This is a genomic window from Shewanella sp. Scap07, from assembly GCF_013394145.1.
Lineage (GTDB): Bacteria > Pseudomonadota > Gammaproteobacteria > Enterobacterales > Shewanellaceae > Shewanella > Shewanella waksmanii.
The window spans coordinates 3,696,771-3,723,173 of record NZ_CP041329.1 but is presented as its reverse complement, the minus strand read 5'-3'; the positions used below and the strand labels follow the sequence as shown (position 1 = coordinate 3,723,173).

The 26,403-nt window shown below is 45.4% G+C and carries 19 protein-coding genes and 1 riboswitch; of the genes, 6 read left to right on the top strand and 13 right to left on the bottom strand.

What is annotated here, in order from left to right:
• Window positions 1-141 precede the first annotated feature (141 nt).
• Window positions 142-1,092, bottom strand: coding sequence for an alpha/beta hydrolase fold domain-containing protein (locus tag FLM48_RS16320; RefSeq protein WP_179025353.1), 951 nt, complete (start codon window positions 1,090-1,092; stop codon window positions 142-144).
• The gene (locus FLM48_RS16315; protein WP_179025352.1) at window positions 1,080-2,273 is read right to left on the bottom strand and encodes an MFS transporter; all 1,194 of its coding nucleotides are present in this window, start codon (window positions 2,271-2,273) and stop codon (window positions 1,080-1,082) included. The genes FLM48_RS16320 and FLM48_RS16315 overlap by 13 nt, the downstream gene beginning before the upstream one ends.
• A 185-nt stretch (window positions 2,274-2,458) precedes the next feature.
• Between FLM48_RS16315 and FLM48_RS16310 the strand changes: the two genes are divergently transcribed.
• Window positions 2,459-5,920 (top strand): PAS domain-containing hybrid sensor histidine kinase/response regulator, encoded by a 3,462-nt coding sequence (locus tag FLM48_RS16310; protein WP_179025351.1) that lies wholly within the window; start codon window positions 2,459-2,461, stop codon window positions 5,918-5,920.
• Between the two features lie 148 nt (window positions 5,921-6,068).
• Here FLM48_RS16310 and FLM48_RS16305 read toward each other — a convergent pair whose 3' ends face one another.
• The 6 genes from FLM48_RS16305 to FLM48_RS16280 all read right to left on the bottom strand — a co-directional run bounded on the left by FLM48_RS16305 (window position 6,069) and on the right by FLM48_RS16280 (window position 12,943).
• Entirely contained in the window at window positions 6,069-6,476 is a 408-nt protein-coding gene (locus FLM48_RS16305) for a helix-turn-helix transcriptional regulator (protein ID WP_179025350.1), read from the bottom strand.
• A gap of 108 nt (window positions 6,477-6,584) precedes the next feature.
• Complete coding sequence (locus FLM48_RS16300; RefSeq protein WP_179025349.1) at window positions 6,585-7,289, bottom strand: glutamine amidotransferase; 705 nt, start codon at window positions 7,287-7,289, stop codon at window positions 6,585-6,587.
• A gap of 127 nt (window positions 7,290-7,416) precedes the next feature.
• The gene (locus tag FLM48_RS16295) at window positions 7,417-8,475 is read right to left on the bottom strand and encodes a permease (protein ID WP_179025348.1); all 1,059 of its coding nucleotides are present in this window, start codon (window positions 8,473-8,475) and stop codon (window positions 7,417-7,419) included.
• Between the two features lie 341 nt (window positions 8,476-8,816).
• Window positions 8,817-9,488, bottom strand: coding sequence for a response regulator transcription factor (locus FLM48_RS16290; RefSeq protein ID WP_179025347.1), 672 nt, complete (start codon window positions 9,486-9,488; stop codon window positions 8,817-8,819).
• Window positions 9,489-9,603: 115 nt separating this feature from the next.
• The gene (locus tag FLM48_RS16285) at window positions 9,604-11,877 is read right to left on the bottom strand and encodes a TonB-dependent receptor (RefSeq protein WP_179025346.1); all 2,274 of its coding nucleotides are present in this window, start codon (window positions 11,875-11,877) and stop codon (window positions 9,604-9,606) included.
• A 187-nt stretch (window positions 11,878-12,064) separates the two neighbouring features.
• Complete coding sequence (locus FLM48_RS16280; protein ID WP_218645307.1) at window positions 12,065-12,943, bottom strand: PHB depolymerase family esterase; 879 nt, start codon at window positions 12,941-12,943, stop codon at window positions 12,065-12,067.
• A gap of 242 nt (window positions 12,944-13,185) precedes the next feature.
• Between FLM48_RS16280 and FLM48_RS16275 the strand changes: the two genes are divergently transcribed.
• A complete protein-coding gene (locus tag FLM48_RS16275; protein ID WP_028774144.1) occupies window positions 13,186-13,398 on the top strand; it encodes a dodecin in 213 nt (70 codons plus the stop codon).
• Window positions 13,399-13,450: 52 nt separating this feature from the next.
• On the opposite strand, the gene add is transcribed toward FLM48_RS16275, so the two are convergent.
• Complete coding sequence (add, locus tag FLM48_RS16270) at window positions 13,451-14,446, bottom strand: adenosine deaminase (protein ID WP_179025344.1); 996 nt, start codon at window positions 14,444-14,446, stop codon at window positions 13,451-13,453.
• A 102-nt stretch (window positions 14,447-14,548) separates the two neighbouring features.
• Window positions 14,549-14,648, bottom strand: a riboswitch (purine riboswitch).
• Window positions 14,649-14,730: 82 nt separating this feature from the next.
• Window positions 14,731-15,903 carry a tRNA epoxyqueuosine(34) reductase QueG gene (queG, locus tag FLM48_RS16265; RefSeq protein ID WP_179025343.1) on the bottom strand — a complete coding sequence of 391 codons (1,173 nt, stop codon included), beginning with the start codon at window positions 15,901-15,903 and terminating at the stop codon, window positions 14,731-14,733.
• Window positions 15,904-16,262: 359 nt separating this feature from the next.
• On the opposite strand from queG, the gene FLM48_RS16260 reads away from it, so the two are divergent.
• Complete coding sequence (locus FLM48_RS16260) at window positions 16,263-17,882, top strand: methyl-accepting chemotaxis protein (RefSeq protein WP_179025342.1); 1,620 nt, start codon at window positions 16,263-16,265, stop codon at window positions 17,880-17,882.
• A 485-nt stretch (window positions 17,883-18,367) separates the two neighbouring features.
• Here FLM48_RS16260 and FLM48_RS16255 read toward each other — a convergent pair whose 3' ends face one another.
• Window positions 18,368-21,040, bottom strand: coding sequence for a hypothetical protein (locus FLM48_RS16255; protein ID WP_179025341.1), 2,673 nt, complete (start codon window positions 21,038-21,040; stop codon window positions 18,368-18,370).
• A gap of 607 nt (window positions 21,041-21,647) precedes the next feature.
• Here FLM48_RS16255 and FLM48_RS16250 point away from each other — a divergent pair.
• Window positions 21,648-22,463 (top strand): ABC transporter substrate-binding protein, encoded by an 816-nt coding sequence (locus FLM48_RS16250; protein ID WP_306294388.1) that lies wholly within the window; start codon window positions 21,648-21,650, stop codon window positions 22,461-22,463.
• Between the two features lie 4 nt (window positions 22,464-22,467).
• On the opposite strand, the gene FLM48_RS16245 is transcribed toward FLM48_RS16250, so the two are convergent.
• Window positions 22,468-24,378 carry a diguanylate cyclase gene (locus FLM48_RS16245; protein WP_372847051.1) on the bottom strand — a complete coding sequence of 637 codons (1,911 nt, stop codon included), beginning with the start codon at window positions 24,376-24,378 and terminating at the stop codon, window positions 22,468-22,470.
• 233 nt (window positions 24,379-24,611) lie between these two features.
• Between FLM48_RS16245 and FLM48_RS16240 the strand changes: the two genes are divergently transcribed.
• Together FLM48_RS16240 and FLM48_RS16235 are read left to right on the top strand one after the other, a co-directional pair.
• Window positions 24,612-25,136: a phosphatase PAP2 family protein gene (locus tag FLM48_RS16240; protein ID WP_179025338.1), complete on the top strand. Its 525-nt coding sequence runs from the start codon at window positions 24,612-24,614 to the stop codon at window positions 25,134-25,136.
• A gap of 23 nt (window positions 25,137-25,159) precedes the next feature.
• Window positions 25,160-25,591, top strand: a complete 432-nt coding sequence (locus tag FLM48_RS16235; RefSeq protein WP_179025337.1) for a DUF3069 domain-containing protein — start codon at window positions 25,160-25,162, stop codon at window positions 25,589-25,591.
• Window positions 25,592-25,640: 49 nt separating this feature from the next.
• On the opposite strand, the gene FLM48_RS16230 is transcribed toward FLM48_RS16235, so the two are convergent.
• Entirely contained in the window at window positions 25,641-26,270 is a 630-nt protein-coding gene (locus FLM48_RS16230; RefSeq protein ID WP_179025336.1) for a trans-aconitate 2-methyltransferase, read from the bottom strand.
• Between the last annotated feature and the right edge of the window lie 133 nt (window positions 26,271-26,403).

Below are 26,403 nucleotides of genomic sequence, written 5' to 3'. Positions count from 1 at the left end.
GGAGGCGCAGCTTTTCGACTTACCATCAGCAGAATGATGCCCCCTGTTGGAGGCGAAAACTCCCGATCAATCATGGGAATAAGATTGCAAACTCCCCGTTGGAGGCGATAACTCCCCACCAATCATTGGCACGATAACCTGCTAACCCTCTGCATTCAAAAACCGATCAATACGCTGATAGGTTGTTTGGCACTCTTCACTGACTAAATCCTGCAACAACATGTAGGCGTGGATCATGCCGTCTAAATGGCAGTGTTCAACGCTCGCACCGGCATCTTGCATAGCATTAACATAGGCGATGCCTTCATCACGCAACGGGTCGCATCCGGCTGTGAATACCAAGGTGGCGGGCATATCTGCATCGAAGGCGCCAAACAGTGGTGAGGCACGTTTTACTTCCTCTTCGTTGGCTAAGGCGTGACGGAAGTATTGTTGAAAGTACCAACGTACCCGCGCTTGTTCTAGTAAGAAACCTTGGCCATTGCTGCTTACCGATGCGCTACTCATGGTGTAGTCGACACTGGGGTAGATTAATATCTGTTTGTCGATACGTATGGCGGGATTTTTAAGGCGGTTCATGGTTAGGGTGGTACAAATAGCGCCGCCGGCACTGTCGCCCATAATGGCGATACTGCCGTCATGGGCAATGCCCGATAGTACGTCTTGATAATGAATCAGTGCATGTTGGCAATCGTGTATCCCTGCAGGGTAGGGGTGCTCGGGGGCGAGGCGGTATTCAACACAAATCACCACACACTGTGCCGTGTGGGCCAGCTGACGGCTCACCGGGTCGTACAGTGCTACACTACCGCACATATGACCGCCGCCGTGAAAGTGCATCACCACGGGCAAGGGCTTGGTTGGGTTGGGGCTGTACACTCTGGCCTGCAAGCTACGGCCATCGGCCATTGTAAAAGCCCTGTCTTCAATAAAATCTATGCTGGGTTTTACATTCATCAATGCGGCAAGCTTGTCTAAGTTGGCTCTTACCTGCGTTGGGGTGTATTGAATACCTTGCGCTTTTGCGTCGGCAATGGCTTTGTTGGTGGCAGCTAAAAAATCGTCCAGCTTAGGGGAAACTATGCCTCGCATGGTGATAACTCCTTAGTTTTACCTGTTTCAGGTAACAAATATCCGCCAATGAAAAAAGTGCAACTGAGCAAGGCTATCATCATAAATGACAGTCGGTAGTCACCCTGGTTGATATCCACTAACTTGCCAAAGACCCATAAGATGATGGTAGAGAACAGGTAGCTAATTGAGTAGAACAGGCTGAATGTCACCGTGATGCGCTCGCCTGTCATGTTGGGGAGCTCATGGGGGATAGACACTAAGGCCGTTACGGGGAAGAAGATAAAGAACCCCAACACAATCGCCGATAGGGTTTGCAGCCAAGGTAGTTCGATAAAGGATAAACCAATGATGTTAAGGGTGATCATGACACCTGAAAACCGGATCACCGGCAGACGCAGCGGCTGGCGCTTGCTATAGATGATGCCAGCGATGGTACCAATAATACCAAAGCCAATCACCCATTTGCTTTGGCTGATGCCTGCTTCGGGATAAAAGGTAAATAGGCAGATGTAAAACGTTAGCAAGCCCGAGTAAGTAAAACCATAAATCCAATTAAAACGGTCTTTTAGCCCCTGCCAGTAAGGTTGACTGCTAGCGCTGTTTTGCCCATCGGCGCTGTTATTAGCGCTTTGAGTCTGTGGCTGAAACTGTACCGTTAACCACAGTAACGCTAGCACTAAACTGGCCAGTGAAAATACAATCAATGTGATCTGCCAGCTGCCGGTAAGCTGGTTAATATCTGCCATCATCCACAGCACAATGGCGGTACCTACGTTAAACGCCACGGCATTAATGCCATTAATAACCGGGCGCTCTTCAAGGCTAAAGAACTGCATCACAATGGGATTAAAATACACAATCATGAATGCTCCGCCTAATCCCATTAGAAAGCGGCTTAGCAGTAATAGCTCGTAGTTGGGAGCGTAGGGGGTCAATAGCCCCATCACTATCAACAATGAAGCGATGAAAAAGGCGTATTTGACGCCGTACTTTATGGCTATCCATGCCGCACCGAAGGTGCCGACAATTTTGGCGAGTGTCACCGCGCCGCTAATAAAACTGGCTGAGGCTAGGCTGTCTATCTGCATGGATGCCATAATTTGGCTCATGCTTGCTGTGCCTCCCACCCACGCCATTGCAAACAGAACATAGCTGAAGAACACAAGAGTTTCGACCACATATTTGTTGGTTATTTTCATGGTGAAGTGCTTCAAATCCGTTGAAAGAGAGAGTTATTAGGTTATCCAAAGGCGCGGCATAAATAAGTACTACCTTAGTGCACTACTTCATTGATTTAGCCGTGTTATGCTGGCTTTATTAACTAGTTAAATTTCTGTAGCTTACTCAGTAGTGAGTCACCGATTTTTGCCGTTGGAGATTGTGCTTGTTAGCGTGGTTATCGTTAGATACTTGGTTGATTACCGGTTTGTCTATCGCCTACTTGGGGCTACTGTTTGTTGTGGCGCAATGGGGGCAAGGGCAAGCTAAGAAGAAGTGGCTGAGCCGACCTTGGGTTTATAGCTTATCCCTTGGGGTAAGCTGCTCGTCGTGGGCGTTTTATGGCACCGTTGGCCAAGCGGCAACCACTGGCGCTTGGCTGGCGCCTATTTATATTGGCTCGATTGCTTGCCTGATATTGGCATGGCCAATGCTGCTGCGGATGTTGCGGATCATTAAAGCTGAAAACCTCACTTCAATCGCTGACTTTATTGCTTGCCGTTACGACCGCTCACAAACCATTGCAGCCACAGTGGCTGTGGTGTCAATGCTGGGCACCATTCCCTATATTGCATTGCAGCTAAGGGCGATCAGTACCAGTTTTGATTTGCTAACCGGCACCTTTCAATCGGGTATTAGCACCGCATTTGTGGTGACCTTAGTATTGATTGTATTCAGCATCTTATTTGGCGCACGCCAAGTGGCAGCCAATAAGCAAAATCAAGGCTTAGTATTAGCGATTGCGTTTAGCTCAGTGGTGAAGCTGTTTGCATTGACGGCGGTGGGTATTTTTGCCACTTACTTTGTATTTGATGGCTTTGGTGCGCTACTCGACCAGCAGCAAACTTTGCCGCAAGTGAGTTCACCAAACTCGCTGTACTTTGTTGTTACTCAAGTCATCCTTGGCGCCATCACTATCTTTATCTTGCCACAAGAGTTTCACATGATGATGATTGAAAACCATCATGAAAAAGAGCTCAAAGCCGCGCGATGGCTATTTCCACTGTATCTGATTTTAATCAACGTGTTTATCTTGCCCATTGCGATTGCTGGCCAGTTAAGCTTTCCAGGTGGCAGTGTTGATGCCGACACTTACGTGCTGACGCTGCCGCTGTTTTATCAGCAAGCTTGGCTAGCGGTGGTGGTGTTTATTGGCGGTCTAGCGGCTGCTACTAGCATGGTGATTATGGCGGCCATTGTACTCAGTACCATGATATCGACCGAGATCCTCACGCCATTATTGTTAAAACTACCTAAATTTCAGGCCCGCCAAACGCCGCAGCTGGCGGGCGTGTTATTAAACTTACGCCGGGTATCGATAGCCGTTATCTTATTATTTGCCTTCGCCTTTGAGCGTTTTGTGGACCATCAACATCACTTGGCAGGTATAGGTTTACTGTCGTTTGTATTGTTATCGCAGTTTGCGCCCGCGGCCGTGGGAGCGCTATTTTGGCGCCAGGCGACGGCAAAGGGCGCATTGATTGGTCTCATTGTCGGTAGCTTGTTATGGCTTTATACCTTGCTGTTACCGGCTATTTTTGCCGATGCCAATTGGGTGGTGTATGGGCCATTTGCGCTGAGCTGGTTAACGCCGACCGCACTGTTTGGCCTCGACTGGTTTGATCCTGTCACCCATGGGGTATTTTATAGTTTGTCTGCAAACTTAGTGTGCTATGTGGTGATATCCCTCGTGTCGCTGCGCAGTGTCGGTGAGACTATCCAAGCTGAATTGTTTTTAAATCGACAGCAAACACAGTTCGAGCGTCATCTCAGCGCCAATGATCTATATAGCTTGCTGCACCGATTTATCGATAAGCAGGAAGCGGATGAAATGTTGCGTTTTGCCCAGCAGCAGACTCAATATGAGCCCGGCAGTATTAAGCATCAACAACAACTCATCGATTATACGCGCTTAAAACTGGCCGGAGTGTTGGGGTCGGCATCCACCCGCATGGTGATGAAAGCGGCATCGTTCTCTCAAGATGTGCCGCTTGAAGATGTGGTGAGCATTGTTGACGAAGCCAGCCAGATCTTAGAGTTTAATCGCGAGCTATTGCAATCGGGGGTCGAGAACATTGAACAAGGGATCAGTGTGGTTGATGCCGACATGCGTTTGGTGGCGTGGAACCAACGCTATATCGAACTGCTGGATTACCCGCCCCATCTCGTGCGTGCGGGTATTGGGGTGGATGAGCTGATCCGCTTTAATGTGACCCGCGGCGTGATCACCGGTGATGAAGTCGACAGCTTAGTGGCCAAGCGTATTGCCCATATGCGCTCAGGCCATGGGCACCATTTTCAGCGAACTTTACCCAGTGGCATTGTGTTGGAGATCCGCGGTCAAGCCATGCCTGGCGGTGGTTTTGTCAGTACCTTTTCTGATATTACTCGCCACGTTGAAGCAGAAAAAGCCTTGCAGCAAGCCAACGAAACTTTAGAAAAGCGGGTCGCCAGTCGCACCCATGAACTGGCTAAGGCCAAGGCGCAAGCTGAGGCCGCCAACAGTTCTAAGACTCGCTTTTTAGCCGCTGCCAGTCACGATTTAATGCAGCCTTTTAACGCGCTAACCCTGTTTACTGACATGCTAAAACAGCGGGTGAAATCTCCCGAATTGGTTGATTTAGCCACTCACATTGAGGATTCCCTTAATGTAGTAGAAAACCTGTTATCTGACTTGGTTGAGATATCGCGCTTAGATGGCAGTTCAAGCAAAGTCGACAAACATGATTTTGCCATAGATGAACTGCTAGCCACGTTAACCAATGAGTTTAGTGTGATTGCTAAGCAGGAGCAGATTGATTTTTGCTATCAGTACAGTGGTTGCATGGTCAATAGTGATCAGCAGATGCTGCGGCGAGTGATTCAGAATTTCTTATCGAATGCCTGTCATTATGCACCTGCTAAGCAGCGCCCTAATGGCGAGCGGGCCAAAGTGCTGCTGGGCGTGCGGCGTGATAAAAACAGTGTCACCATTGAAGTGTGGGACAATGGTCCGGGCATTCCTGCTGACAAACAACACAGCATTTTTGCCGAGTTTGCCCGCTTAGAACAAACCCGTGAAATACCGGGTTTGGGCTTAGGATTAGCCATATCCGACAGAATAGCTAAACTACTTGGCCACCGGATTAAGGTGCGTTCAGAAGTGGGCAAGGGCACGTGCTTTTCTATCCAAGTTGACCGAGTCGCTGGGCAGCAGCGGCCGCGCAATGTGGTGTCATTTCCCCGTGAGGAAATCGTTGCCACAGCAACGCAATTTAATATCGATGTGCTGGTAATCGACAACGACGAATTAATCTTAACCGCCATGACATCGCAATTATCGCAGTGGGGCTGTCGTGTCTTGGCCGCGAAAGATGAAGCGGCAGCATTGCAGTTACTACAGGGCGATGCCAAGCCGAAACTCATTATTGCTGATTATCATTTAGATGATGATAAAAATGGCGTCGATTTGGTGGCGTTGCTGCTAAGTAAACAACCATTGCTGGATTTAGACCATGCCAGCTGCATTATCTGCTCGGCTGACCCTTCTGAGCAAGTGCGTCAGCATACCAGCCAAGCAGGGTTTGCCTTTGTTCGTAAGCCGCTTAAAGCGATAGCGCTCAAACGAATGATAAAAAAGCTGGCTTAATACAATGCTAAGTATTAACGATATTAATTGCTGGTTGTTGCTATTGATTTACTTACCTGTAAACCTGTGAGTCAAGTCGGTTGATAGCGCCAATTGTTTGAGCTAGTTGGCTCAATAACCGATTACTTATACAGGAAGACTACCTGATTTAGACTTTAGGTTGTTGTTCAAGTATGGCTTGCCATTGTTCACTTTGAGCGCCAATTACGCACTCATTGTTTTCTCTCAGGCTCAATCGCCATTTGCAGCGGTTAATATCGTCACAAAACTCATTATCAGGTATGGATTTAACTGACTCTATGAGTTGTTGCCAATGAGGCTGCTGCTGTTCAACTGGCGTGTAGTATACCCACTTGCCTTGTTTTTGGGGGACGATTAAGCCGGCTTGGTAGAGAAGTTTAAGGTTACGTGACACATTATATTGGCTGTCACAGGTCACATCCATCGCTTCAGCGACACAAATCCGCTGGTCAACTTTGACTAATAACCAAAACAACCTCAAACGGGTGGAGTCAGCGAGTGCTTTTAAGGCTTGAATATACTGTTTTTCTGTCAAGGTTTAGCTCTCTTTTAAGACGGTTATTATGATGCTCATCGCTCGCGCAGTGTAGCAAAAAACTCACTACGAGTTAAAGTTGCCGAAGCTGACCAAGGCTACGCGGGGTTACTCGCTAAAAATGAACTCGTAGAGCATTTGGTTAAATGCCTCACTGTGATTGGTTTTTGACAAGGATGCTTGTGCCTTACGGCTCGTTGACTCGCCATAGAGGTGTTGGCGCAGCCCTAAAAACTGTTCAAAGAAGGCTAAGGTAAATTCAGGGTGAGCTTGAACAGTAAGTACCTGCTTGTTTAAACAGGTGAGAAAGTTAAGGCAAAATGGGCTGCCAGCAACAACATTAAACCTAGGAGCTGGAATAATCACTTGGTCTTGGTGCATGGCGATCAATCGTAACACTTGCCCTTGCTTGAGTGACAGAAAATCCGTAAGGACACGGGTGTCATAAACACCTAAGCCCCAGCCTTGTGCTGACTTTGCCACATGGCCACCTAAAGCATGGTGGATGATTTGGTGACCAAAACAAATGCCAATCAGTCGTCGCTGTTGAAGAACCGCTTGTTGGATGAAATCGCTCAATGTTTGTATCCATGCACTGGGGTCATGGACACTAGCTGGACTGCCGCTGACAATGTAGACGTCACAGCTATCTGGCGAGTTAGGAAATTGGTCTTCGAATACCCGCCAACTGCTTAATTGGCAAGCTTGGGGGTTAATGTGTAGTTGTTTGGCGATACAGCGGCCGTAGTCACCACATGCCGGTTGCATCTCTAGTGGAATATCACCGCATAACAATATGCCGATCTTAAGCATGGTTACCTCTATTAAACATTCAAATGAAAGAGTTGGTGTTAGAAAAGATTATGTTGATGGGTTACCTGCAGCGACCCCATTTTCAGTCACTTGGGGCTTTGTCGCTGCAAGCATTGGCGCGTTGATGTTAGAACAGCATTTGGAATAGCAAACCGCCTATGATGGCTGTGGTAATGATCATCAAAACAAATGCAATCACCGCTTTTGGTTTTAGTACCGATGACACCAGTGCAATTTCCGGTAAGCTAGCGCCTGTACCGCCAATAATGAGCGCCATCGCGGGACCCATCCCCATCCCTTTTAAGATAAGAATTTTGATTAGAGGGATAGCCATTTCTATGCGTAAATATAGTGGAACACCGATAACTGCGGCAATAATGATTGCGCTTAAGTTGTCGCTTCCTACGTAAGTTTCGACTATTTCTGCTGGTAAATAGGCAGCAGACAAACCGCTAATTAATGCACCGACTAATACATAGGGCATAATGCGTTTGAAAAGCGCCCACGCAAATTTCATTGCACGGCAGAGTTTGTCAGGTAGCACCGCGGTAGGCCCCGGATTGATACAGCTAGATTGCTGTACTGCACAGGACTGCCCAACAGGTTGTGGATTAGCGGCGAGTGTCGACGGTGATTCACAAGTGACCCTGCTTGCACAATCAGGCGCAGCGGCTGTCGCAACGACAGGTGTTGAGCAGCTAGACTTGGCGCTGCAGTCGCTTTCATTATCCTTTGTTTCCAGCTCTTCGCCTCTTTTTATCTCGTTTTTCCAGGGGGATAGTGAGATTAACCAGCCACCGATAACCGCCGCACTTAGGGTCAATACTAGATAGCACGCAGTGACTTCTAGCCCAAATACCGCAAATATCATCGCCAATACGACAAAATTACACAGGGGGGCAGAGATAAGGAAACTAAATACCGTGCCTAAAGAGGCGCCCATAGAAGCCATCCCCATGGTTACGGGTACCACTGCAGCGCTACAAAAAGGGGTTAATGTGCCAAAGGCAGCGCCGAGTGCAGGCCCATATTTTTGATGTTTAATGAGCTGTCGCTGCATTTTGTCTTGGGGGATGTACTCTCGCATCAGCCCGGTTACGATTGAGACAGCAGCAATAATGACTACTAAGCTGCTGCTTACATAGATAAATTCATTAAACGCCACATTGAGGTTACTTATATCCACACTGGTTTACTCCTTAGAAAAAATCAACTCGGCAAACATATGATCAAAAGCGCTATTGTACAAGTGTTTGTTTGGAGCGTTGATGATTTTACTTTGAAAACTGTGAGGTAAATAAGTTAAGTCATAAAATCTAGGCCGATCTTAGCTAGGTGATTGTGGGTTACTTACTGATCAGTAAAAGCAGCTGAGTGTGGCTTTGTTGTTTTTGTTTAGGTAGTTTAGTGATTGATATTATTACTAATATTTTATGGTTATAGGGATTGGCGAAATAACAGCTCAATAGTCACCATTGCACTGCCTTTCGTGCAGGGTCAGCAAATAGGCCGATGATTCGGCCAATGTTAAGCACTAATCACTTCATTTTCTGGCGAGGTGATCATCAGCTGTTGATAGACTAAGCCAGCTTGGGTGCGGTTATAGACTTCAAGTTTAACTAAGATTGCTGATACGTGTTTTTTCACTGTGGTTTCTTTAATATCGAGATCATAAGCAATTTGCTTATTCAGTTGGCCGTCGGCAATGCAGGCTAGTACTGTATATTGTTGAGGGGTTAACTGGGCTAATTGCTTGGCTAAGCGCTGGTGTTCAGCCGCACTTTGCTGGTCGATATTAATGTCGGTGTGCTCTGGTAGCCAAATTTCGCCATCTAATACCTGATCTATCGCTTCACCAATCACTGTTAGGTTGGCAGATTTAGGGATAAAGGCACTGGCACCGAAATCGATGGCTTTGCGCATTATCTCAACCTGATCATCCGATGAAACCATAATAACCACTAGATCAGGAAAGTGATTTTGCAATAAAGTCAGCCCTGTGAAACCGTCATTTCCCGGCATGTGCAAATCTAAAAAAACCACCTCCAAACTGGGGGTGGCTTTTACCAACTCAAGTAACTGCTCAAAGGTCTCTGCCTCTAAAATGTCAGTTTGTGCAAAGCTCTGTTCTACCGCTTGCTTTAGGGCAGCGCGAAACAGTGGATGATCATCGGCGATGGCAACTTTGGCATGTGACATGGGCAACTCCTTTAGCACTCATTAAGTAGCTAACTCTATACTACTGGGTTAATGACTGAACACAAGCGATTGAAATCTAAATTCTTATCGCCTGTATTCAGTCGTTTACATTGGTTTAGAAGGTGTAACCAACAGTCAGTGAAATGGTCTGTGGATCACCATAATAACCAATCAAAGTGTTATCACCACCAAGCCCTTCTATATAGCCGCCATCATCGGTTGGCGTGACAAAGGCATAGGTGCCGACAAGGTATTCTTCATCGGTGACATTCTTCCAATGTAGGCCGGCAGTCCAATTGCCTTCATTGCCATACCAATTTAGACCGAAGTTCAGCAGGCCATAGCCTTCTTGAGTTAGCAAATTGTCTGTTACGGTGAGGTCATACTCGCTGCGGTAGTAGTAATTGCCGTTAAAGACAAACGCGCCGATGTCGGTATCGAGGTTGTAGTTAAAGCCAACATTAGCCGTAGTATCAGGGGTGTTAGCAACGGTATAGCTGTCACTAATATCAATTTGGTTACCCTCATCATCGTATGAGATGACCTCTTCGAACGAGGAGTCAATTAAGCCTAGGGTACCAAATAGGTTCAGGGATTCGGTTGCTGCATATTGTAGCTCTAGCTCGATACCTTGAGCCGTAGAGGTCCCGATGTTACCTAAGCGCTGATTCAGATCCGCGGCATCCTCTCCTGGTAATACTGTGACAAACTGTCTATCTTTATGGTCGAGATAAAATGCAGTAAGGTTAACGCGTAGATTGTTATTCCACTCACTTTTAACCCCAACTTCATAGGAGTCGACCACCTCTGGATCTACCGCGGGCTCTGGCCCCTGTGCTCTTGGGTTAAAGGTACCGGACTTAAAGCCTTGTGAGTAACTGGCAAAGAACATCATATCTTGGTTGTACTGGTATTCGAAGCCGACACGCGGGGTGAAGCGTGACCAATCTTCGCTGTCATCAAGTACCGTTGGTATGTGGGCTTCAATTAGGTCTTCATCACGGACAAAACCTGGATACCAGCCTGTTTTAGGATAGATGCTGTCGAAGATAACGCCGTTATTCACAGTGGCTTGTTTCTCTTCTTGGGTGTAACGGGCACCCAAGGTTAGCGAGAGTTTGTCAGTAAAATTGTATGAGCCTTGCAGGTAGGCAGCGTAGCTCTCGCTATTGTTGCACCCACTGACTTCTCGAGTGAGTCCACCAAAATCAATAAAGGCTTCTTCTAAAATGGCGTCAAACTGGCCGCAAGAGTCACCTTTAAAGTAATACAGCCCAGAGACTAATGTTAGGTTGTCAGAGTCGTAGTTAACCTGAAACTCTTGTGATACTTGCTCATCTTCATAAATGGCGGGTACATCGAATATGCGCAGATCGGTATTATCAAAATCGATATTTGTAGGCGAGTAGCTTTCACGTGATGCGGTAACAGATTTAAAGGTCCAGTTGTCGTTTATGAAGTACTCTAAAGTAAAGCTAAGCCCTTCGGTTTCGACCTTGTTCCAGGTTGGCATACTGGTGTAAGAATCGTAAACGCTGTCGGGAACCGGGGCGTCAGTTAACTTGCTTGGTAATAAACGGTAGCCGCCTTTGGCATTAGACTCATCTTCAGTTTTGTCATAGTTCAGTCGCATGAACAGGTTGTCTGTGGGGGTGTACTCTAAGGTTAATCTGCCTGCTAGCACATCTTTGTTATAGTTCTCTTTATCTTGATCTGGTAGCGCAGATTTTAGAAATTCGCCGTAACCGTCGCGTTGCAGACTAGCAAGGGCAAACCCGATGTAGAGTTTATCTTCGATTAATGGATATTGGCCGGCCACTTTAAAATCTGTTTGTGCATAGCTACCAAACGTACCTTGTAAGTTAAGCTCGGCATCACCACTCATTTTGCGGGTCACATATTTGATGGCACCGCCTATGGTATTTTTACCGTATAGGGTTCCCTGTGGCCCACGTAATACCTCTACACGCTCAACATCAAGAATATCTAGTACAGCCCCTTGAGGGCGGGCAACGTAAACATCATCAATATAGATACCGACACCAGGCTCATATCCCCATAATGGATCTTCTTGGCCAACACCACGAATAAAAGCGGTTAAGGTCGAGTTGGTACCACGGCTGCGCTGCAATGTCGTGTTAGGGGAAAACTGTTGGACCTCTATGACTTCGGTTATGCCGCTTTCAGCTAACTGTTCGGCATTGATTGAGGTTACCGCTACTGGCACATTTTGTAAGCTCTCAGCGGTTTTACGCGCGGTGACTTCAATACGCTCCAGTGTGGCTTCATTCACGATGATTTCTTCATCTTGAGCGTGCAATACTGGGCTGGTTAGCGCGGTAGATATGGCCAGTGCTAGGCTGCTCAATTTAACTATTTTCTTGTCCATAGAGGTTCCCTGTTTAGTACTTGTAATTGGTTAGGTACTACTTGGTCTTAGTTAGCAATGACTCTATAGCAATGGTTAATTAAATTAATCGGTACTATAGTAGCATATGTTATTAAGTTGTTGTTTTTAAGTGTCTATATGGTGTTTTTTTATGTTTGCTACTACGCTGGTAGCAGTCAGTTTTAGGCTAAATTTGCCAAAATTCTGTAATCGCAATTGCGGCACTAATAGGGCTTGGAAGTAAGAATGCCGCTGCCGTACCACCGCCCTGTTTGCTGGCATCAATGGGAAAACCGTGGCCCAATTTTTCTATGGTGACCAACTGCAAAACTGCCTGGTTATCCTGGTACCAAGTTTGGGTTTGATAACCTGATGTTGATGTTTCTTCTAACGGCTGTTGAAGCTGCTTTAACTGCGCCCATTGCTGCGCAATTACCTGCGCATTGATGGGGTTGACTATTTTATCTTGGCTACCGCTCCATACCGACAAACTGGGCCAGTTGGCGGAGGTGGCAGGCTGAGGATTTATTTGCTTTGCCAGTTGCTCGGCGGATACAGCAGGGCCGGTGCGCATGCATGAAATAGCTTTGGTGAGCGAGTCGGCACAAGGGTAGGCTAGGCCGCCAACAATGGCACCTGAGCTAAACATTTCTGGGTAATGGGCTAGCATGGCACTGGCCATAGCTCCACCGGCAGAAAGCCCGACAATATAGGTTGCTTGGCTTTGTGTTTGTTGCTGCGCGTGCAGTAGCATGTTTTTTAGCGATAGCATTTCGCCGCTGTCTTTGTCGGTATCCTGTGCGGAGAACCAGTTAAAGCAGCGCTTGATATTGTTACTTTTAGCTTGTTGCGGCAGCAGTAAGTTAAAACGCTTAACAGCGGCGAGGGTTTCAAAGCCACTGTGTTTAGCGAATGTGAGAGCATCTTGTTCGCAGCCATGTAACACCAGCACCAAAGGCGCTGCGCCGCGGTCAGCTTTTATCAAGTGTGCCGTCAGTTGGCCCGGATTGTCGCCAAAGTCTTGCAATGGTTGGCTATGCGCACTGCTGGCGATAGTAAGTAACATTGGGAGGCTTAACATCAGCCGTCGCAGAAGGCGGCTAAATGAAAGAGTGCAGGGACAATTGAGCTGTAATGGCATAGTGCAGGTTCGCTTTTTTACTAGGTGTTGTGTCGAACTTGCTGAAAAAAAGCCCGTGAAACAATGGCACTTTAGATCTATAGCTAAGTTCGATGATGGCTAAAACAGCGAAACTTGGATTTGTTACTATACTCAAGACTCCTATTACAGCGCCTTTGGAGCACCCAATGAGTCATACTTACAAGAAGATAGAGTTGGTAGGGTCATCGCCATTGAGTTCGGACGATGCGATTAAAAATGCTATCGATACTGCGGGGCAGTCGTTAAAGCACTTACGCTGGTTTGAAGTGGTAGAAACTCGCGGTCATATTGAGGCTGGTGTGGTTGCTCATTGGCAGGTGACTATAAAAGTAGGCTTTACTTTAGAAGCGCACGAGTAAGACTAAATAGTAAAAAGCCAACAATAATTGTTGGCTTTTTACTATTAATCAATTACTTGATGTGGTTGAGTAATTGCTGTTTAACCGCAGGTGAAGCAAAAGCTTGCTCGACACTGGTGCGGTAAATTTTGTAGTAATCTTCTACTGTTAGATTAAACGTTTGCATGACCTTGCGCACTTCATCAGTCATGGTGGTATTGGACACCGTCCGGTTGTCTGTATTGATAGTGGTAGGCAGGTTGTCGTCGAAAAACGCCTTAAAAGGGTGCTCGCTCAGTTGCGCTACTGCTTTGGTTTGAATATTACTGCTTGGGCAGGTTTCTAAACCAACGTTATGCTGCTCGACTTGCTCATAGGCAGCCTGATGACCGGTAATATGGATACCGTGACCCACTCGCTGGGCATGTAACATGGTAATGGCATCGTAGACATTTTGCCCGACACCTTGCTCCCCGGCATGGATGGTAATGTTGTAGCCTTTTAGCTTGGCGTAGTCAGCATAGGGAATAAACGCTTCACAAAAGCCCGGTAACTCTGCGCCAGCAAGATCGAATGCTGCAACACCGTTATTGAGGAAAGCCGCACCGGCATCAATAACATCATAGATATTGTCTTTCGGGAAAGTTCGTAGAATCGATAAAATGTAGTTGCCCTTGATATCATATTGGGCTTCAGCGCGTTGCATGCCTTTCACCGCGGCGGCGATGATATCGGTAAAGCTAAGCCCTTGTTGTTGGTGGAGCTGCGGGCCAAAGCGAACTTCAAAATACTTTACATTTTCCAGTGCTGCGTCTTCAAACAACTCGAACGAGATACGTTCAATGGCGTCTGCGGTTTGCATTACCGATAGCGGTAAATCAAAGCGCATTAGGTATTCTTCTAAATTAGGACAGGTTTCCGGCGCAATCATCAGCGTATTGATTTCGTTGATATCTTGGCTGGGTAATGACACATTTTGGGCTGCTGCAAGATCAATAATGGTTTGTGGGCGTACGCTGCCATCGAGGTGACAATGAAGATCGATCTTGGGTAAGCTTAAATAGTTCATGAGTCTCTACCTTTATCTATTAGCGCCATAATAGTGATCAGTTAATACTGCGAAAAGTCGAAACGATTGCGCACCATTAATAGATAGACCATATCTGGCAGGGTATAAAGTTACAGACTTCATAATCAAGAATTTAAGGCTCTTGGTAGAAACTCCCAAACCATATTATTGGGATTATACGAAGCGATTTTTCGGGACTATACCATCACAGATACGGCCATGCAATGTCCGTAATTAGACAATACTAATGGAATGTGACGCCATAGTGATAGTCATTGTTGAAATTAGGCGTCTCTTGATAAGCCTTTTTCTACCGCGCGGATCACGCGGGCAGTTTTGCGACTACTGCTTAAGCTAAGTTGCTGACGCGCCAATGCCCAGTCGATATGTTCAATCACCATGTCGTCGACTTCTGCCGACAACTTTCTTTGCTCAAGTGCGCTGACAATACGCTCAGACTGCGGTGCATTGCCCAATGCAACGGCAATGTTTCTAAGCCAACGTTTGTGACCAATACGTCGAATTGGACTACCTTCAGTGAGCGATAGAAACTTAGCCTCATCCCACTGAAAAAGGCTGACTAAATCGGCCTTAGACAATGAGTCGCGAGTGTGAAAGTCGCTTTCTTGGGTGAGGGGAGCTTGGCTATTTACCGGGCAGACTAACTGGCAGTCATCGCAGCCATAGATGCGGTTACCCATTAACTCACGAAACTCAACTGGAATTGCGCCCTGAAGCTCAATTGTTAAGTATGAAATGCAGCGTCTAGCATCTACGGTGTAAGGAGCGACGATCGCGTCGGTTGGGCAAGACTTAATACAGGCAACACAAGTATTGCACTGCTCTGCCACCGGAATATCAACCGGTAGCGGTAGATCAATGAGTAACTCACCAAGGAAGAACCAGCTGCCCGCCTGTTGGTTTAGAATGAGTGAATGTTTGCCGGTCCAGCCCAGGCCCGCCTTTTCCGCTAGTGGTCGTTCTAATATCGGTGCCGAGTCAACAAAAGGGCGAGAGTGGCTTTTGTTATAGCCTAACTCTGTCAGCTCTTGGTCGATGCGCTGGCCCAGTTTTTTAAGGCGGTTACGCATCATTTTATGGTAATCACGCCCGCCAGCGTAACGGGAAATATAGGCTAAATTAGGATCGCGAAGGTGGGTAGCAAACATGGCATTGGGCGGTAAATAATCCATGCGCACACAAATGACCCTTTGGGTGCCAGGATGTAGCTCGTGGGGGCGCGCCCGCATCATACCATGGTTGGCCATGTAGCTCATTTCACCGTGGTAACCTTGGTCTAGCCAAGCTTGAAGCTTAGGTTCCTCAACAGACAAATCAATATCACTAATGCCGACCTGCGCGAACCCTAGCTCTTGACCCCATAGTTTTAACTGTCGAGCAAGCTGTTGCAGGCTTGCTGCATCTATAGAGGTGAGGGGTTTTAGCGATTCGGCCATCGGATTTTATCGAAAATTGAGTATCGCGAGGATCATATCAGAAATGGATAGTTTCGTCTTGAACTGTGTGTTAGGTGCAAGTTTTGTATCAATGTCGAACACAGTTTTCGTTTTTTAATGCAAAATTGGCGACTGTTTACGCGCAAGTTGTTAACATTTTTCTGGTGAATAATTCTGTGTGTTTGGGTTAAGTGTTGTTTTTTATAATAAGAATCAGGGTTGCTCGACATAATATTTTGCAAAAGCAAGTAAATGGCGTTGATACAATTTTCAGCATAGATATTGTTGCCAAAATGTAGATTTAAGATCTGGAAGCTCTATTATATTTAGATGACATTTTAATCTGTAGGCAAAGGTATATGACGCTCAGGCTCAAAATTATTGCATTTGTTGGTGTACTGTTTTTATCTTTTCTGATGATCGCCTTTTTAGGATTACAGGCTTTGTCTCAAGCGAGTGAGAATGACAACATTGCTCGCATTAACCAGCTGATGAAAAGCACCGTCAATATTGTTGAAGAGTTCGAGTTGTTGGCAGCGTCGGGTGAACTCACTGATGAAAAAGCCCAAGCTTACGCCAGTAAAATGCTGCGCGAAAACAAGTACCACGATTCTGAATATGTTTATGTGGTTGATAAGCAGCTAAACTTTGTCGCCACTCCCCATGATCCGCAGCTTCACGGCACCAGCTTTAATGATTTCAAAGATGCCAGTGGTAACAGTATTGGTCAAATGGTCGAGCGGCTTGTGGGTAATACGACTTCACAAATTATCACTTATCATTGGGATTCAGAGCGAGATGGCACTGTGGTCGATCTCACCTCTGTAGTGCAAAAGACCCCACGCTGGGGTTGGTATGTAGGTACCGGTATCAGCTATGCGGAGGCCGACGCTCGTTATTGGTCGGTGGCCAGTTGGCTGCTGACGTTATCGGTGATTATTGCAGTGGGTCTGTCTTTTGCTTTAGCGCGTTTTGGCCTGAAAATGCGCAATGCTCTGGGTGCGGAAATTGATGATGTGCACCGTATTGTCACTCAAGTATCTCGCGGTAATTTAAAACAAAACCCTGATTTCCAGTCTGCCGACGATAAAAGTGTACTGGGCGCGATGAATTACATGCAGCAAGGGCTACAAGGCGTAGTGGTGGGGATTAAAGGTGTTGCAGACACGCTTAATTCACAAACTAAAGATGCCGAGGCTCGCGCCACAGAGCTGGAAAACTTAACCCGCAGTATGAACGAGGAAACCCAAATCGTTGCCTCAGCGATTACTGAGCTTACGGCTTCATCAACTACGGTAGCCGATCATGCCCGGCAGGCAGCGGAGTCAGTACAAGAAGCTGAGCAGCAGGGGCAAAGCGCTTACTTATTAACTGAAGAGTCTTCAAAAACCATTGCACTGCTGGAGAGTCAAATTGAGGACGCCGGCGCTAATATTCAAATCCTTGATGATGAAGTAAATAACATTGCTAATGTACTGTCGGTTATTCAAGGGATTGCCGAGCAAACTAACCTATTAGCACTTAACGCTGCAATTGAGGCCGCCCGAGCCGGTGAACAAGGTCGTGGCTTTGCGGTAGTGGCGGATGAAGTGCGTCAATTGGCGCAGCGGACCCAAAGCAGTACCGGTGAGATCCATCAAATGATCTCTAAACTACAAAGTGCCACTCGAGATGCTAAAGCCTCAGTAAATGAAAGTATCGATACCAGTGAGCAGACGGTGACTAAATCACAGCACGTGGCGCAAGAGTTAAAAAATATCGCACAGTCTTTGTCGGCGATCTCCTCGATGAGCCATCAAATTGCAGAGGCCGCTACTGAGCAGTTAGCTGCAGGCGAAGACTCTGCTAAGCGAATTGTAAATATCTCGGAAACGGCAGCCAATACGGCAACTGTTTCGCAAAATGCCCATGAAGCTAGCGATCAAGTGCAGTCGCTTACGCGCAACTTGGAAGTTGAGATCAAGAAGTTCACTATCTAACGGTTTAACGCACTTAATCGATACTCGCTTAGTGAGTTATTTATTCTGAAAACAAGTCACGGTGCTATTGGGCAGCGTGGCTTTTTTTAGCGCTGTCGAACAACGGCAAGTGATGCCTTAGTTGTTGACGGTCAATGCTAGTCTACTCTGTTGCAATTTCTACTAACGACCCTGCTAATTTATCTCAGCGGCGTAGCTCATTGTATCAAGGTTTCGATATGACTAACCTTGCTCGTTGCAGTAGTCGCTATCTACGGGCTAAGTACAGCGGCAACTTGAAAGTGGCTCTATACGTATCAAGATGAGGTTGTATTCACGGTGTGCAGTTAGTGACGATGGCGACCTAAATAACAAATAAGCTAAAGCGGGTTCTATCACTCGCAAGTTGATAACACTGTGGGATGTCAGCATGGATGGGGGCTTTTTTTATGGCAAAAAAAAGGAAGCCATTAGGCTTCCTTTTTATTTAGGTTTTTAGCCGCTGTTTATTGCGGTGTACCTTGGTTGATGGTTACTGAGTTACCAGAGCCCATTTGCATTACTGTGGCATTGTTAGCCATATCAGTTTGCGTGATAGAGGCATAGTTGGTTGCACCACCAGTTACGGTTACATCAGCCATGTTGCCATAGCCCATTTGGTCAACATAGATTTCGTTTTCTGAGCCCCAAGTTGAATTAACATCAGCAGTATGTAACTCACCGTCTTGAGCGATATCGACTATTGAACCATTATGCGCCGCATTGGCAGAAGCACGGTTATTAGTACCGGTTTGAACAATTGTCAAAGTGTTACCACTACCATTAACAGTTGCGCCTACGTCACGGCCACTGTCTGCTGCTGAAACACGGTTACCTGTACCTGTTTGAGTCACAAACATTTGGCTACCTGCACCGTTCATAGAACCTGCACCAGTATAGTTACCATCACCTGTTTGAGAGATAGTTAAGCTATTACCGACACTTGACGCATCTTGTAGTACGAAAACGTCATTAGTTAAACCATTTTGATTAATGGTGGCAGTATCATTGTTACCATTTTGGAAAACTTCAGCATTGTTAGCTGTTTCAAAACCATTACTAGTGATTTGGTCAATCGTGGTGGTGTTGCCGTTACCATTTTGGTTAACACTTGCGACTTGCTGGTAGTCTTGAGTAACGGTTGAGTTATTGCTATTACCTTGCTGGTTAACATTAGCTTGGTTAGCCGACGTTTGAGAAACAGTTGATTGGTTATTATTACCATTTGCTTGCACTATAGTCGCTTGGTTGAACCCACCAATAAAACTAGAATCTTGAGAAATCGTTGACTGGTTGTTGTTGCCGGCCATTTGAGTGACGGTTGCAGCATTAAGTCCACCAATAAAACCACCACCATTTTGAGTTACGGTAGACTGGTTACCATTACCCTGTAGCTGTGCAACAGTTGCAGTATTCAGGCGACCGTTTTGAGTCACTGTCGAGTTACCGTTAGATGCATCACTTTGTGTCGTTGTTGCAGCGTTGAAGCGACCTGTTTGGTCGACTATGGTGCTGTTACCATTGCCACCAGTTTGAGTCGTAGTGGCCGTGTTATTACGATTTTGGGTGATATCAGCGTAGTTACTGTTACCAGCAGTTTGAGTCACATTGGCGGTGTTGTCTTCATTTTGATCAACCCAAGCAATATTACTATTACCAGTGGTTTGAGTGACATTTGCAGTGTTGTCTTCGTCTTGGCTTACATCAGCATAATTGCCGCTACCAGACGCTTGGTAGACAATCGCGCTATTGTCATCATTTTGGTCAACAAACGCTTCATTGTTATTGCCTGACTCTTGGATGATGGTTGCTTGGTTTTCATCTTCTTGAGTGACATCAGCGTAGTTGCCATTGCCAAATGCTTGAGAGATAAATACCGTGTTTTCATCGTTTTGTTCAACAAATGCTTCGTTGTTGTTACCAAAGTTCTGGCTGATGGTGACTTGGTTATCGTCATCTTGCAGAACGTCTGCGTAGTTACCGTTGCCGCTACTTTGGCTTACAATAACCATGTTGTCATCATCTTGCTCAAGCCAAACTTCGTTGTTATTACCAGCAATTTGATTAATATTGACTTGGTTGTCATCATCTTGGTCAACATCCGCATAGTTTCCGTTGCCCGCGGTTTGGTTTACGGTTGTAACGTTGTCGTCGTCAGAGTCGACATAAACAGTGTTGTTATTACCATTAGTTTGGCTAACTACGGCGTTGTTATAGTCTTCTTGGACAACTTCAGCGAAGTTACCGTTACCATTTAACTGGTTTACCGTTGCGCTGTTATCTTCGTCGTTACTTTCATCTGCTTGGTCAACGATAGCGACATTTCCATTACCATTGATTTGGTTAACAAAGGCTTCGTTGTTGTCACCTTGGTAAACTTCAGCTTCGTTGTTGTTGCCAGTCTGATTGACTATCGCATTGTTGGCTAGGAATTGTTCGACGGTAGAGATGTTACCATTCCCAACTTGCATCGCAGATGCAGTGTTTTGACCAATGGCGTCATCACCTGTTTGAAAAATTGTGCTTTGGTTATTATTGCCAATTTGGGTTGATGTTGCGTTGTTTTCGGCTGCATATTGCTGAATATCAGCCATGTTGCTAGCACCAGTTTGGCTAGCTAATGCAAACGTGGTATCGGCACCAGTTGCATCGGTATTTTGATATATCGTACTTTCGTTTCCTGCACCATTTTGCACTGACGTAGCGCTTGCTGAGTCAGAGTCTATTTGCTCGATTCGTGCATTGTTATTTTGGCCGATTGTTTGCACGACATTGGCAAGAGCCGCGTCGGCATTATCATTGATAATTGTCGCTAAATCACCGTTACCCAATTGAGTGACAGTGCCTATTGCCGACGTAGCGTTCTGCTGTGATACGCTTGCGGTGTTGTTATTTGCGAGTTGTTGTACGTTAGCAAGGTTTTGATCGCCAGTAGCTTGGTCGATTTGGCTATCATTGCCATTGCCCTGTTGATTGACGAAAGCTGTGTTGTTCTCGCTTTCGTCAACTTGGTTGACGACTGCAACGTTAGTATTGCCGTTTTGCGTTACATTGGCATTATTGGTGTCGCTGGCAGCAGAAGCCGAGCTAGATGCCAAAATGGCTGCGGAAACGAGTAATGCGATATTTGAATGTTTCATTGATGTCTATATCCCTGTGAGCATGATGATTTAGATATTGGCAATAAAGCTAATCCTGTACTTCGGTCCCAATAGAAACAATTTTGCCTACTTCGCTATGCCAAAATCGTTTTCTTTTTAAAGATACAGACTGTGCGCCAATGTCAATTTATTGACGGGAAGTATGAAGTGTTAACGCAGATTCAACGTCATTCGTAGGTATTAATCGATCTAGGCTCAAAGTCTATAAAACTTTCGTTCAATAATACTTTCCTACTACTTTCTGGCAATTTGAAATGTATTTTTCTAAAGCCAATTAAAACCCCAAAAACCATTGATTGTATAAGTTATTGTATTTAATTGTTTTAATTTTAATTTTTTAAAAGTTCTTTGAGCTGGCAGTTTAAATGGGCAGTGTCGCTGATTGCGGTCCCTCAACCTTCTTGTAGTACTAAAGTTGTAATGGTGGTGATATTCAGTGTTTATAGTGGTTGAGCGCCCGCTCAAGTAGTGACTTATCCTAAATAATAGAGGCGCAACGTCTGTTTATACCTATCTAGTGTTGAATACAACATGCTGATGCTATTTTTGATTTGGATATAGTAAGCTTGTTTAAGGCTGTTCACTGATGGCTATTCACTCGCTATGGAAAAGGATGACTTATTTGATGAGGCTTGGCCTTTTTATTATCGTTAGTTTGATTATTGCTGGGCACTCTGTTGCGACGGCGGCTTCCTTGAGGCTATTGACGGAAGAGTGGGCGCCGATGAGTTACGAACAAGACGGATTACCCCATGGTTATATGATTGAACTGGTTAACTTGTTAAAAACAGAGTTTACCTTGCCGCCTAGCCAGAATATAGAGATTTTGCCGTGGGCAAGAGGATATGCAATTGCCCAATCTTCTTCAGATGTGATGTTGTTTGCGACTTCAATTAATGATGAGCGTCTGCAGATGTTTGATTTTGTTGGTCCTGTGGCGACAACAAATATCTATCTTTATACGAGTGCTGATGATCCAATCATGCTTAATAGTGTAGAAGATATCCCTGCAACCGACACAGTAGGTGTTTACCGAGATTCTATTGGTGAAGGTATTTTAGAAAAAGTAGATGGACTAGAATTGTTGGTAGCAAGTTTCCCCCATCAATCTGCTCGGCAACTGGTGCGCAAAAGAGTCAGATTTTGGTCCCAAGCTGATGTAGCTGTGGAGATGCTGCTTAAAGAGATTGGCAGTGATATTAGTCAAATCAAGCCTGTACTCAAACTTAGCCAGATTGAACTTTATTTCGCTTTTTCTAGAGGGACTGACAAACAAGTGATTGAGGCTTGGTATCAAGCACTTTTGGCTGTACAGCAGTCTGGTCAGTTTGATGAGCTATATCAACAATGGTTCCATAACTTAAGCCCGCCACAGCAAGCTGAGATTATATGGCGTCAGTAAGCGGTTACTTGTCTTCGCTAGGACTTAACACGGCACAGTTTCTACCATTGGACTTTGCTTGATACAGCGCGCTATCGGCTTTCTGCAGTAACGCACTAAAGTCGGCATCATTGTGCTGTGTTGCCACACCCGCACTGGCGGTTAAGAAAAAGTCATCACTAATGTCAGTAATTGCGGTTTTAGCAATAGCTTGTATTAAACGACGAGCAACTAATAGGGCTTGTTGAGCATTAGTATTAGGCAATAGCACCAGGAACTCTTCACCGCCGACACGGCCCACCAAGTCATGTTCTCGCATCAAGGCCACACTAATATTAGCAATACCAATGAGCGCCTTGTCACCAATATCGTGGCCATATTGGTCATTAATTTTCTTAAAATTATCTACATCAAACAGAATCAGTGACAGCTGCTGGCCGCTATCGGGTAGCTGTTTGAACAGAGCTTCACCTTGTTTATAGGTATGGCGGCGATTGGGTAACTGAGTTAAGTGATCTGTCATCGCTAAAGTCGACATCTTTTTGGAGCGTTTGGTTTGCTTATAAGCGAAGAAACTGACGACAAGCATCAACATAAAACCCATTACTATTACGGCACGTTGTAGCAGTCGGTTCTGCTCGTAGATTTGTAGTTCATGTTCTTTAATTTTTTGTAATTGCAGCAAATGTTGGTTTTCATCCTCAATGCGTTCGGTATTAAAGCGGGTACGCATCTCTGTCGTGAGGTTGGTTTGACGTTTAGCGTCTAATTCGTTGTGGACTTTTAGATATTGCTCCAGTGCTGCAAGCGCTTCAATAGGCTGATTGAGCGCTTTGTATACTTCAGTTTTGACTTTGAATAGGTGCAGTAAGCCGCGTTGATTCTTAATCGTCTCAAACGTATTCTGGGCCTTAGCTAAAAACTCTAATGCTTGTTGTGGCTTAGTATTGATAAGTGCTATTTCAGCGTTGAATAAATTTAAATAACTATAGAAAGGCCCGAGTTCGGCTTTCACATGGGGCTCAGCTTGAGTCAATAGTTGTTGGGCGACGTTGATTTCGCCGAGTTTGATTAATGTGCCGGCAAGGTTAACTGCAACCAGGCTTTTACGTAGATCATCTTGCTTATCTTCCCAATAATTAAAGGCCTTCATGTAGTTGGCTTTAGCTTTTGGGTACTCATTAATCTCTTCTAATGCTATGGCCATTTCAGTGGTCATCAAAATAGCATCATCGAGTTCACCCATAGCAATGTATTTTTGTTCTAGTTTTTCATAATGCTTAAGGGCCGTTTGCGGATCGCCAAATCGTCTATAGCTGGTGGCAATATCTGAGAGGTTATACAAGCTCCAATACTTAAGGTTTAATGAATCATAGAGATCTTGTGAGGTAATCAAATCTTCTAACGCTTGGCCAAAATTACCTTGGAAAGAGTACATCCTGCCTCTTAAGCTTCTGGCGTCGGCAATGAGTCGCGGTAATTCTGCTTTATAGGCCGCTAGTATGACGTCGTTGTAGCCAGCTAAAGCCTCATCAATATTATTCAAGCCTTCATTTAGCCATGCACGACAGAGTTTTAGGTCAATCACTGTTTCGGCTGATTTTGTGATTATCTCGGATGAAAGCTGTAGTTCGACAAATTTTATGCCGTCGCGCAGTGAGCTAGGGTCGGTGAGATCATGTGCCCAACATAGTGTGCGCTGCAATCGTCGATAGTTAAGCGGGGTGTGAATATCGATATTCGATTTAAGGTAGCCAAGGTGTTTATCGATACTCTCTTGGTTGAGCGGTTTGCCACTTTCAAGTAATTCAAAGGTAGCATCAATGCTTAACTCTGAAGCCAAGGTTTTTACAGGCAGCACAAAAAGACTACAAGCGAGTAGCACGCCGCTAGCAAACTGACCATAGCTGTGGGCAAGTAGCTTCAAGGTAATCATGTCCTTAATTTGGCAAAGTAATGCGTAGAATCCATCCGTAAAGCGTATCAACAGCATAGTTTATTTTTATCATATTTGGCTGAAATATCGGAGTATATTTGCATATCTTTAACATTATAATACAAACTAAGCAGCTGTATACATCGCTGTCTTGATTGTTGTCAGCTTTGCATTTTGATTGGTGTGCGCGTATAAAGGCTGCTTTTAAAGGACTAGCGATAGAGAGAAGCGCAATGAAACGGTGGCTGACAGGTCTGCTTTTAATCATATCAATACCGGCGACTGCTGGATCAAATTTGGAAAAGTCAGGCGATATTTTGCATTTGCTTATTCCTGCTGCCAGCTTTGGCGCGAGCCTATATGTAGAAGATGACTTTGAGGGTAGCTGGCAGTTAATTAAAACTGGCGTGGTGTCGCGACTTGTCGTTGAAGGCTTAAAATATAGTGTTGATAAGGAGCGTCCTGATGGCTCTGGCGATGACTCATTTCCATCTGGGCATACGGCGGATAGTTTTGCAGCAGCGACCTTTGTTCAGCAACGCTACGGTTGGGAGTGGGCGATCCCCGCCTATGTAGGCGCCGCTTACGTGGGTTATACTCGTGTAGCGAGCGACAAACACCACGTAGAGGATGTACTGGTTGGAGCCGCAATTGGTGTGTTATCTGGGTTGTATTTTACCGAGCCCTATAAAGGCATGACTATCACCCCTATTGCTGGAAACGGTCAGTATGGCTTGTACATTAGCGGCAAATTTTAGCAGTAAGACAATAGAAGAGAATTATGAATCAAGACAGTTATCGTACCCAAGCCGAGCAAGTGGCGCTAAATGTATGTAATAGTGTTATCCCTATGGATAAAGTGCCGGAGAGTTTGCTCGAGGCCTACGCTAACCTGTGTAATGAGTTGCTTGAAGATAAAGAGCAAAAGTTTGAAACCACTTGGACTGCGTTGCCAAACAGCGCACAAAAGCTGCTTCCGCAAGCTGATTTTCATGGCTTTTATATCGCCAATGCGTGGTTACAATTATCTCGAGTCGCACAAGATATCGCTGAGTTAGCCGATAGCGATGAAGCGATTGATGAAAATGAATACAACGGTATTTTTACTCGTTTGTCTGACGCTTCTTTAAAAGAGAGTGTTAAAAAGCTTAAAAAAGCACGAACAGATCGTGCCATGCTAAACAGCATCAAAACTGTCATTGCAGGAAAGTAGTTCAAGAGATAAAAGGCCATGATGTACATGGCCTTTTTAATTGACCTTGTTAGCGCAAGTGGGCGTAGATAAATAAATCCGTGGTCGCTTGCGCGGTATTCGCCGCGAACGCTTTGCGTTCAATTTCGATAATGTCAAAGCCACTGTCGATAAGCAGCTTTTCCAGTACTGGATATTGATGGTAGTAAATAAATACTTGATCGCCGGCACTGGATGTTTGTATACCGGAACGCTCTGGTGTGTCTTCTATAGTGCTGAGATACAACAGCCCACCGCGGGTTAGTACTTGGGTTACTTGTTGTATTAGCTGTGCCACTTCCGATGTTGATAAGTAAGGCGTACAAAAGCCACTGAACACGGCATCGAATGTACCCAGCTCATCTATCTGCAAACAGTTATGCACTGAATACTGGGCCTGTGGGTTATTTTGCTGAGCTAATTCGATCATGTTCGGTGCAAAATCGATACCGAGAAGCTGAAGCGCTGGTTGTTGTTTTAATAAGTACCGGCTGACATTGCCCGGACCACATCCAATTTCCAATACCCGCGCATCGTGCTGTGTCAGCAATTGGCAAAATCTATCGTAGGTATCGAGATAGAAGTCAAAATCCATATACTTGTCTTGGTATTGCTTTGCGAGTTTGTCGAATGTGGCAACAGAGCCTAAATAGCTTTCCATGAGTGATGGCTTTCCGTTAGTGATGACTTTTCATGAGTAGTGATGCACGTTCTAGATGTTGACATTATTGTCTGTTTACATTGTTGTCTGCTTACCAAATATTCCCTTGCTGGGACCGATAAAGCAACTGTCG